The following is a 9,538-nucleotide window of genomic DNA, read 5'->3' as shown; positions in this document are numbered from 1 at the left end:
GTGGTGCCCTGCGCGACGACCGGGACCGCGGAGAGCTCACCGGCGCGCTTGCCGACCCGGTGCACCTGGATGTGGTCCGGGTGCCCGTACCCGCCGTTGTCGTCGTAGGTGGTCAGGACGTCGGGCTCCTCCTCGTCCAGGATCACCGCGAGGCGCTTGGCCGCGTGCTCGACCCCGGCCTGCCAGAAGCAGTAGGGGGCGTCGTTGGAGGGCTCGCCCATCATCCCGGAGTCGACGTAGCCGAGGAACTCCACCCGCGCGGCACCGATCGCCTTCGCGGACTCGTGACACTCCGCCGAGCGCCGGACGGCGAGCTGCTCGCCCTCGGCCAGCACGCCCGGCACCGGCTCGCCCAGCTCGCCGCGGGTGGCGAACACGAGCACGACGCGGTGCCCGGCGGCCGCGGCCTTGGCGAGCGTGCCGGCCGAGCCGATCGACTCGTCGTCGGGATGGGCGTGAAAGCTGACGATGGTCCCCATGGGACCCGAGCCTAGGCAGCCGTGTCCTACCCCAGGATGCGGGTCAGTGCCGGTCCGACGTCACCGAGACGGGACACGGTCTGGCACAGCCCTCCCCCGCGCGCGGCCAGCGCCGCGCTCGCCCGCACCGCCTCCGGGTCCGGCTCGCCGGGCTGGGGCAGCAGCACGTGCACCCGGTCGATCCCGCCGAGCGCGGTGACCGGGTCGTCCCCTGCGGTGTGCAGGCAGTCCGAGAGCAGCACCACCGTGCGCTCCTGGGCCGGGGCCGCGGCCAGCTGTACCGAGGCCTCGCGCAGTGCCGCGGACAGGTCGGTGGTGCCGTGCCCGCGCAGCGCGACCAGCTCCGAGACCAGCGCCTCCGGCGACCGCCCGACACCCTGGCGCTGCAGGGTCCGCACCCCGGACCCGAACGCCAGCACACCCGGCTGCAGGCGGGTCCCGCTGTTCTCCGAGGCCAGCACGACCCCGGCCGCCGACACCGCGGCCAACGCGACCGCGAGCCCCTGCATCGACCCGGAGATGTCGACCAGCAGGCAGAGCGCGCGGCGGTGCGCCGTCCAGTCCCGGGTGACGATGTCGTCCACACCGGGGCGCGAGGAGTGCGCCGGCTGCCAGGTGTCCAGCGTCCGGTCGAGGTCCAGGTCGCCGTCCCCGCCGCGGCGGGGCCCGAGCTTGCGGGTGCCTCGGGCCTTCGCCGGCCCGACCCGTCCGAGGCGGATGAACACCCGCCCGGCCAGCCGCCGGGCCCGGGCGCGCAGCGCGGCGTCGGTGGCGACCGCGAGGTCGGCCAGCAGCGCGGCCGCCGCCTCCGGGTCCTGCGCCATCGCGGCGTCGAACGCGGCGTCGTCGAGCTCCCCGAGCTCCGGGGACACGTCGTCGAAGCTGTCGTGGCGCGACCCCAGCTCCGCGCGGCCCAGCGTGCGCTCGTTACGTCCGGACTGCGCGCGGTCCTTGCCCGGGTTCTTGCCCTGCTCCTGGCCCGGCGCCCCGGAGGGCGGCGGGCCGTCAGCTTTTCCCGACTCGTCCTCCGAGGTCTCGGTCGGCTCGTCGGCGTCCGGTGGCCAGAACGTGTCGAGGAGCTCGTCGAGCACCGACTCCGGGGTGCGGTCCACGCCGTCGGCGATCCGGATCCGGCCGGACAGCGCCGCGTAGGTGGCGTCGCGGGCGGTCTCGCGGCCGAACGGCTCCTCGCCGCGCAGCCCGGCCAGGCCGGTCAGCACGTGCGCCAGGTCGATCGCGCCGCGGACCGACGAGCCCATCCGCACGTCGCGGTGCTCGCGGGTGGCCCGGGCGAGCCCGACGGCCAGGTCGGTGGCCCGGCCGGTGACCCCGCTGACCGCGCTGGTGATCGTGCGTTCGGCCGGCTCGTCCTGGTAGCCGAGCACGACCCGGCACATCCGGTCGGCGATGGCCTGGCTGACCCGGGCGGTGCCGATCGCGTCGAACGGGTTCATCGCGGCGATCAGCCGGAACCCCGGCCCGGCCGGGACCGTCCCCAGGCGCGGGACCGTGATCTCGCCCTCGGTGAGCACCGTGATCAGGACGTTGAGCGTCTCCTCGGGGATCCGGTTCATCTCCTCCAGGTAGAGCAGACCCCCGGTACCGGACTCGTCGCCGCGCATCGCGGTGAGCAGCGGCCCGTCGGTGAACGCGTCCGGGCGGTAGCCCTCGGCCAGCACCTGCGACGGGTCGAACGTGCCGATCAGGCGCGCCGGGGTGAGCTCGGCGTTGCCCTCCACGAACACCATCCGCTGCCCGCCCTCGCGGGCGATCGCGTGCAGCAGCGTCGACTTGCCGGTTCCGGGCGGGCCCTCCAGGACGACGTGCCGCCCGGTCGCGAGCGCGACCGTGAGCACCTCCCGCTCCCGCCGCAGGCCGACGATCGCGACCGGTCCGCCGCTCGCGGACGAGGGCCGCGCCTGGGGTGTTGCCTGGGGTGCTGACAGCACTGTCACCTCCGAGATCCTCAGCGCATGTCATCACATTCCGGGCACTCGGCGCACCGCCTGTGACCCAGACACCGAGACCGTCCACGATCCGTTGACGCGCCGGTGTCCGTGTGTAGCATCACACACCCCGAACGGCACAGGAGCCACCCACCATGGCCGAACTCTTCAACGCCGCGGAGTACCTGACCCGGACCCGCGTGGACGCCGGGGACGGCGACCGGATCGCCGTCCGCCATCCCCGCGGCCTGCTGACCTACGCCCAGCTCACCGACGAGGTCCGCCGCGTCGCAGGCGGGCTGCGCGCGATCGGGGTGCGGCCCGAGCAGCGGGTGCTGCTGGTGATGACCGACGACGTGGAGCTGTTCACCGCGATCCTGGCCGCGATGTGGATCGGCGCCGTGCCCGTCCCGTCGTCGACGATGCTGACCGGTCGCGAGCTGTCGGTGCTGGTCCGTGACTCGCGCGCGACCGCGCTGATCGGGAGCCCGGAGTTCGCCGAGAACCTCGCCGTGGCCGCGGCCGGCGCTCCCGACCTGACCCGGGTCGTGCTGACCGGGGAGCACCCGCTGGGCCCGGACGGGCTCGTCGACGGCGTCGCGTCGCTGACCTGGGACGAGATGCTCGCCGGGAGCAGCGACGGCGGATCGGGCATCGGCACGACGCCGGTGCAGGACCCCTACCCCACCTGGGACGAGTCGCACGCGCTCTGGCTCTACACCTCGGGCACGACCGGCAAGCCCAAGGGCGCGATGCACCGCCACACCGACATCCGCCACGTCGCCGAGACCTACGGCACGCAGGTGCTCGGCATCGACCGCGACGACGTCTGCCTCTCGGTGGCCAAGCTGTTCTTCGCCTACGGCATCGGCAACTCGATGTTCTTCCCGCTCGCGGTCGGTGCGAGCGTCGTGCTCGAACCGTCGCGGCCCAACCCCGACCTCTACTCCCGGCTCTGCGCCGAGCACGCCGCAACGCTGTTCTTCGCCGTGCCCAGCTTCTGGGGCCCGCTGCTCGCCGCGGAGGTCGACCCGGCGCGGTTCGCCACCGTGCGCCGCGGGGCCTCGGCGGGCGAGGCGCTGCCGGCGCGGATGTTCCACGGCGTGCGCGAGCGGTACGGCTTCGAGGTGCTCGACGGCATCGGCTCCACCGAGGCGCTGCACATCTTCATCTCCAACGTGCCCGGGCGGGTCGTCCCGGGCAGCTCCGGGTTCCCGGTGCCCGGCTACCGGGCCGAGCTGCGCCGCACCGACGGCACCGTGATCGACGGAGCGGGCGAGTCCGGGATGCTCTACATCTCCGGCGAGTCGATCTGCACCGGCTACTGGTGCCGCACCGAGGTGAACCGGCTGGTCTTCCACGGCGAGTGGATGCGCACCGGCGACCAGTACGTCCGCGGTGAGGACGGCTCCTACACCTGCCTGGGACGCGCGGACGACGTGCTCAAGGTCGGCGGGCTGTGGGTGAGCCCGAGCGAGGTCGAGGTCCGGTTGCTCGAGCACCCCGGTCTGGCCGAGGCCGTCGTCGTCGGCGTCCCGGACGACGACGGACTGGACAAGCCGGTCGCGTTCGTCGTGCCCCGCCCCGGTCAGAACCCGGACGCCGACGAGCTGATCGCGTTCTGCCGGGCCGGCCTGGCCGCGTTCAAGCGCCCGCGCGCGGTGGTCACGGTGGACGAGCTGCCCAAGACCGCCACCGGCAAGATCCAGCGTTTCCGGCTGCGCGAGCAGGCCGCGCTGATCCCGACGGCCCCGCCCCCCGGCGTCCCGACCTGACCGGCGTGCGACCCGTTCAGGCGCCGGGCCCGTTCGCGACGACGGTCTCGGCGACCCGGCGCGCGGCGTCGCAGCCGTCGGTGCCGATCACGGCCACCGCGGCCGAGCCGGACACGTCCACGACGAGGGTGCAGATGACGTCACCGCCCTCGAACTGCGCCGCCGTGCGCCCCGCGATCTCGGTGTCGACGCGCGGCACGGTCTGGCCCTGCTCCATGTTCGTCACCACCTGGGCGAAGCCGGCACCGACGATGACCTGGGTCCCCACCGATAGCCCGGCCGCGGACCGGGTCGCGGCGGGGAACCGGCAGCTCGGTGCCGGGCCGCCGATCGGCGTCGCCCGCGCGCCCAGGCCGAGGCCGGCCCGGGAGCCCTCGGGCACCAGCGAGCACGGGTCGACACCGGACCAGTCGGCGGAGCTCGCCGCGGCGGCCGGGGACGCGCCCGGACCGGACGGGGTCGAGGAACCGCACCCGCCGAGGGCGAGCGCGACGACCGGGAGCAGGGACAGGGACACGATTCGTTTCCGCACGCCCGGGACGGTGACAGCGCGGCCGTCGTCCCCGAGGACGATCGGGAACGACCCCGTCACGGACGCGAATCCGAACACTCCACAAACTTTCGGCGCGACGTGCGCACGTTGTAGACTGAGACCGACCCGAGCCCGAGGAGCGTCCCACCCATGACCGACGCCGGCACCACCACGCAGGCGCAGCCGAGCAGCGGCGCCGAGACGACCCCGGCGGTCGACTTCGACCGGGAACCGGGCAGCTACAAGCACTGGAAGCTCGACGTCGACGACGCCGCGGGGCTGGCCTACGTGCGTCTCGACATCGCCGAGGACGGCGGGATCGTGCCCGGCTACGAGCTCAAGATGAACTCCTACGACCTCGGCGTCGACATCGAGCTCTACGACATCACCCAGCGCCTGCGCTTCTCCCATCCGAACGTCCGCGCGGTCGTGCTGACCAGCGGCAAGGACAAGAACTTCTGCGCCGGCGCGAACATCCGGATGCTCGCCCAGAGCCCGCACTCGTGGAAGGTGAACTTCTGCAAGTTCACCAACGAGACCCGCAACGGCATCGAGGACGCGACCGCGCACTCCGGCCAGACCTGGATCGCGGCCGTCAACGGCACCGCGGCCGGCGGCGGCTACGAGATGGCGCTGGCATGCGATCAGATCCTGCTGATCGACGACAACTCCTCCACCGTGGCGCTGCCCGAGGTCCCGCTGCTGGGCGTGCTGCCCGGCACCGGCGGCCTGACCCGGGTCACCGACAAGCGCCGGGTCCGCAAGGACCGCGCCGACGTGTTCGCCACCAAGTCCGAGGGGATCCGGGGCAAGCAGGCCGTGGAGTGGAAGCTCGTCGACGAGGTGATCCCGAAACGCACCTGGGACGAGACGGTGCGCGAGCGCGCCGAGGCTGCGGCCGCCGCGTCGTCGCGCCCGACCGGCGGCACCGGCATCGAGCTGCCGCCGCTGCAGCGCACCGAGTCGGTCGAGGGCATCGACTACCAGCACGTGCACGCCACGTTCGACCGCGACCGGGGCCTGGTGGAGATCACCGTGGACGGCCCCGACGGCGGCGTCCCGGAGTCGTTGGAGCGGGTGCACGAGCTGGGCGCGCAGTTCTGGCCGCTGGCCATGACCCGCGAGCTCGACGACCTCATCCTGCGGCTGCGCGCGAACGAGCTGGAGCTGGGCACCTGGATCATCCGCACCCGCGGCGACGTCGAGGACGCGCTGGCGATGGAGCGGGTGATCGAGACCCACAGCAAGGACGACTGGCTGGTCAACGAGGTCCGGCACTACTTCAAGCGCGTGCTCAAGCGCCTCGACGTGACCTCGCGCTCGCTGATCGCGCTGATCGCGCCGGGCTCGTGTTTCGCCGGCGCGCTGCTGGAGCTGGCCCTGGCGTGCGACCGGCAGTACATGCTCGACGGCACCCTGGACGAGGACGATTCGGAGCAGGGCGACGAGGCCCAGATCATGCTCTCGGAGTCCAACTTCGGCACGTTCCCCATGAGCAACGGCCTGTCCCGGCTGGGCTCGCGCTTCTACGGCCCCGGAGCCGACGGGGACGACCACATCGCGAAGATGCGCCAGGAGACCGGACGCCGGATCCAGGCCGTCGAGGCGATGGAGATGGGCCTGGTCACCGACGCCCCGGACGACATCGACTGGGACGACGAGGTCCGGATCATGCTCGAGGAGCGGGCCTCGCTCTCGCCGGACGCGCTGACCGGCATGGAGGCCAACCACCGCTTCGTCGGGCCGGAGACGATGGAGTCGCGGATCTTCTCCCGGCTCACCGCGTGGCAGAACTGGATCTTCGTGCGTCCGAACGCCTCCGGGCCGGACGGCGCACTGCGCAAGTACGGCACGGGACGCAAGGCCGAATTCGACCGCAGGCGGGTGTGAGGCAGACATGAGTATCGACTACAGCGAGAAGATCCCCAACAACGTCGACCTGGCCGGGGACCGGAAGCTGCAGCGGGCCCTGGAGTCCTGGCAGCCGAACTTCCTCAACTGGTGGGTCACGATGGGCCCGGCCGTCCCGACCCAGGACGTCTACCTGCGCACCGCCGTCGACGTCGGCAAGGAGGGCTGGGCACAGTTCGGCCACGTCGCGATGGAGGAGTACCGCTGGGGCGTGTTCCTCGCCGAGCGCGGCGACGACCGGCGGATCGCGTTCGGTGAGCAGAAGGGCGAGCCGGTCTGGCAGCAGGTCCCCGGCGAGTACCGCGCCGATCTGCAGCGCCTGATCGTCATCCAGGGCGACACCGAGCCCGCGTCGGTCGAGCAGCAGCGCCGCCTCGGCGAGACCGCGCCGAGCCTCTACGACCTGCGCAACCTGTTCCAGGTCAACGTGGAGGAGGGCCGTCACCTCTGGGCGATGGTCTACCTGCTGCACGCCTACTTCGGCCGCAACGGCCGCGAGGAGGCCGAGGCGCTGCTGCAGCGCAACTCCGGCGACCTCGACTCGCCCCGGATCCTCGGCGCGTTCAACGAGGAGACCCCGGACTGGCTCTCCTTCTTCATGTTCACCTACTTCACCGACCGGGACGGCAAGTACCAGCTCGGCACGCTGAAGGAGTCCGCCTTCGACCCGCTCTCGCGCACCTGCGAGTTCATGTTGAAGGAGGAGGCCCACCACATGTTCGTGGGCACCACCGGGATCGACCGGGTGATCACCCGGACCTGCGAGCTGATGCGCGAGCACGACACCACCGACATCGCCCCGCACGGCGGCATCGCGCTGAACGTGATCCAGAAGTACATCAACTTCCACTACTCGGTCTCGCTCGACCTGTTCGGCTCCGAGCAGTCCACGAACGCGGCCAACTACTTCACCGCGGGCCTGAAGGGCCGCTGGCAGGAGGAGCGCCGCCGCGACGACCACCTGCTCACCGAGGCCGGGTTCTCGATCGACCTGGTGCGCGACGGGCAGATGACCCAGGACGAGGTGCCCGCCCTGCTGGCGCTGAACCTGGACCTGCGCAACGAGTACGTCAAGGACTGCCAGTCCGGCCTCAAGCGCTGGAACAAGATCCTGGAGAAGCACGGCTTCGACGAGCGCGTCTACCTGCCGCACGTCGGGTTCAACCGCCACGTCGGCCTGTTCCGCGAGCACCAGGTCACCCCGAAGGGCGACCTGATCTCCGCCGACGTCTGGGCGCAGAAGGTGGACGACTGGCTGCCCAGCGAGGCGGACAAGACCCACGTCCAGTCCCTGATGCGCCCGGTCTACGAGGCCGGCAAGATCGCCGGCTGGATCGCCCCGCCGTCGAACGGCATCAACGGCAAGCCCTTCGACTACGAGTACGTCCACCTGGCCTGACCCGCCTCCGTCGTCCGGACGGCTCCGGCACCCGGATCCGCACCCCTACCGTCTGTTCGCACCCCCTGCAGGAGGTGCGAATGGCCGATAGGGGTGCGGATCCGCACCCGGCGACGGTCACTCCGCGGCGGTTCAGCTCCCGCCGGGCGCCGTCGGGTCCGGTTGCGGAAGCGGCTCGCACCGGGCGTCGGAGCGGTTGCCGGCGACCCGTGCCGGGAGCTTCCCGGTGGCCAGATAGTCGGCGATCTTGTCGTCGGTGCAGGCCACCCCGGACAGCGACGCCGAGTGCGTCGTCCCGCCGACGCCCTCGATCAGGCGCGAGTTCGGGAACAGCGCCCGGGCGTGCAGAGCGCCCGCGTACGGGGTGGCGCCGTCGTTGGTCTCGGAGAGCAGCAGCGGGCCCCCGGCGACCTTGCTGCCGTCGACCTCCGGTGCCGGACCCGGCTTGACCGGCCAGGACAGGCAGGGCGCGTTGTACCAGGCGTTGCCCCAGGTCTCGAACGGCGCGACCTTGTCGACGCGCGTGTTGTCGGCCTGCCAGGTCTTCCAGTTCGTCGGGAACGGCGCGTCCGAGCACTGGGTGGCGAGGTAGACGGCGTAGTTGTTGTCGTCGGTCGGCGAGCCGGCACTGTCGTAGGCGGCGGTGAGCGCCGCGGAGTCCTGCTTGATCGCGCCGGCGACGAACGCCTGGGCGGTGGCCGGCCACTCGCCGACGTTGTAGCCCGCGCGCAGGAAGATGTCGGTCCACTCCGAGGAACCGATCTTGCCGCCGGCCGGGGCCTTGCGGAGCTTCTCCCGCTCGTCGTAGAAGCGCTTCTCCACCGCGTCGCCGGAGTTGCCCAGGTGATAGACCGCGTCGTACTTGGCGACCCAGTCGAAGAACACCTGAATATTGCGCTCGAACGCGACGTCCTGGTTGAGGTTGGCCTGGTACCACCAGTCACGGCTGTCCAGGACGCCGTCGAGCACCATCCGGCGGACCTTGTCCGGGAACATCGTGCCGTAGACCTGACCGAGGAACGTGCCGTAGGAGAAGCCGTAGAAGTTGATCTGCTTCTGTGCCAGAGCCTGCCGGATCTGGTCCATGTCGCGGACCGTGTCCTCGGTCCGCAGGTTCTCCAGCAGCTTCCCGCCCTTGGCCTTGCAGGCCGCGGCGTAGGCCTTGGTCCTCGGCAGCCAGGCCTTCTCGGCGCCGTTGGCCGGCTCGTAGTCGGGGCGGTTGTATCCGCCGTAGTCCGGGTCGCAGCTCAGCGCGGGCTTGCTGGTGCCGACACCGCGCGGGTCGAAGCCGATCCAGTCGTAGGCGGCGCCGGCGCCCTTGGGCACCGCCGAGCCGAGCCGCGACAGCGAGAGCCCGGGACCGCCGGGGCCGCCCGGGTTGACGAGCATGACGCCCTGGTAGCGGCTCTCGGGCACGGTGTGGCGGACCCGCGAGACCGCGATCTGGATCTTCTTCCCGGCCGGGTCCGCGTAGTCCATCGGGACCGTGACGAACC

At 71.8% G+C, this 9,538-nt stretch carries 7 protein-coding genes; 3 read left to right on the top strand and 4 right to left on the bottom strand.

The window, feature by feature from the left end; translation table 11 throughout:
• On the bottom strand, positions 1-479 hold a 479-nt coding region (locus tag I4I78_RS25535), incomplete at its 3' end, for a PIG-L family deacetylase (protein ID WP_218614037.1).
• A gap of 26 nt (positions 480-505) precedes the next feature.
• Positions 506-2,434 carry an AAA family ATPase gene (locus tag I4I78_RS25530; RefSeq protein ID WP_218614036.1) on the bottom strand — a complete coding sequence of 643 codons (1,929 nt, stop codon included), beginning with the start codon at positions 2,432-2,434 and terminating at the stop codon, positions 506-508.
• 146 nt (positions 2,435-2,580) lie between these two features.
• Here I4I78_RS25530 and I4I78_RS25525 point away from each other — a divergent pair, with 146 nt between their 5' ends.
• On the top strand, positions 2,581-4,200 hold the full coding sequence (locus tag I4I78_RS25525; protein ID WP_218614035.1) for a benzoate-CoA ligase family protein: 1,620 nt from the start codon (positions 2,581-2,583) through the stop codon (positions 4,198-4,200).
• Positions 4,201-4,216: 16 nt separating this feature from the next.
• On the opposite strand, the gene I4I78_RS25520 is transcribed toward I4I78_RS25525, so the two are convergent.
• Entirely contained in the window at positions 4,217-4,732 is a 516-nt protein-coding gene (locus I4I78_RS25520; protein WP_218614034.1) for a DUF3558 family protein, read from the bottom strand.
• A gap of 150 nt (positions 4,733-4,882) precedes the next feature.
• Here I4I78_RS25520 and boxC point away from each other — a divergent pair, with 150 nt between their 5' ends.
• Both boxC and boxB read left to right on the top strand, forming a co-directional pair.
• Positions 4,883-6,622: a 2,3-epoxybenzoyl-CoA dihydrolase gene (boxC, locus tag I4I78_RS25515; RefSeq protein WP_218614033.1), complete on the top strand. Its 1,740-nt coding sequence runs from the start codon at positions 4,883-4,885 to the stop codon at positions 6,620-6,622.
• 7 nt (positions 6,623-6,629) lie between these two features.
• Positions 6,630-8,042: a benzoyl-CoA 2,3-epoxidase subunit BoxB gene (gene boxB / locus I4I78_RS25510; RefSeq protein WP_218614032.1), complete on the top strand. Its 1,413-nt coding sequence runs from the start codon at positions 6,630-6,632 to the stop codon at positions 8,040-8,042.
• Positions 8,043-8,174: 132 nt separating this feature from the next.
• Here the strand turns inward: boxB and I4I78_RS25505 are convergent.
• Positions 8,175-9,538, bottom strand: a 1,364-nt coding sequence (locus I4I78_RS25505) for an alpha/beta hydrolase (protein WP_218614031.1), incomplete at its 5' end; no start/stop codon positions are given.

The sequence above is a fragment of the Pseudonocardia sp. KRD291 genome (assembly GCF_019263595.1).
Lineage (GTDB): Bacteria > Actinomycetota > Actinomycetes > Mycobacteriales > Pseudonocardiaceae > Pseudonocardia.
Note: the sequence above shows the minus strand (reverse complement) of the source record. Positions and strands in the feature narration are given on the sequence as shown.

What these genes read in the sequence shown, in the direction of transcription:
- I4I78_RS25525 (WP_218614035.1), top strand. Translation starts at nt 2,581, where the DNA reads ATGGCCGAACTCTTCAACGCCGCGGAGTACCTGACCCGGACCCGCGTG.
- boxB (WP_218614032.1), top strand. Translation starts at nt 6,630, where the DNA reads ATGAGTATCGACTACAGCGAGAAGATCCCCAACAACGTCGACCTGGCC.
- boxC (WP_218614033.1), top strand. Translation starts at nt 4,883, where the DNA reads ATGACCGACGCCGGCACCACCACGCAGGCGCAGCCGAGCAGCGGCGCC.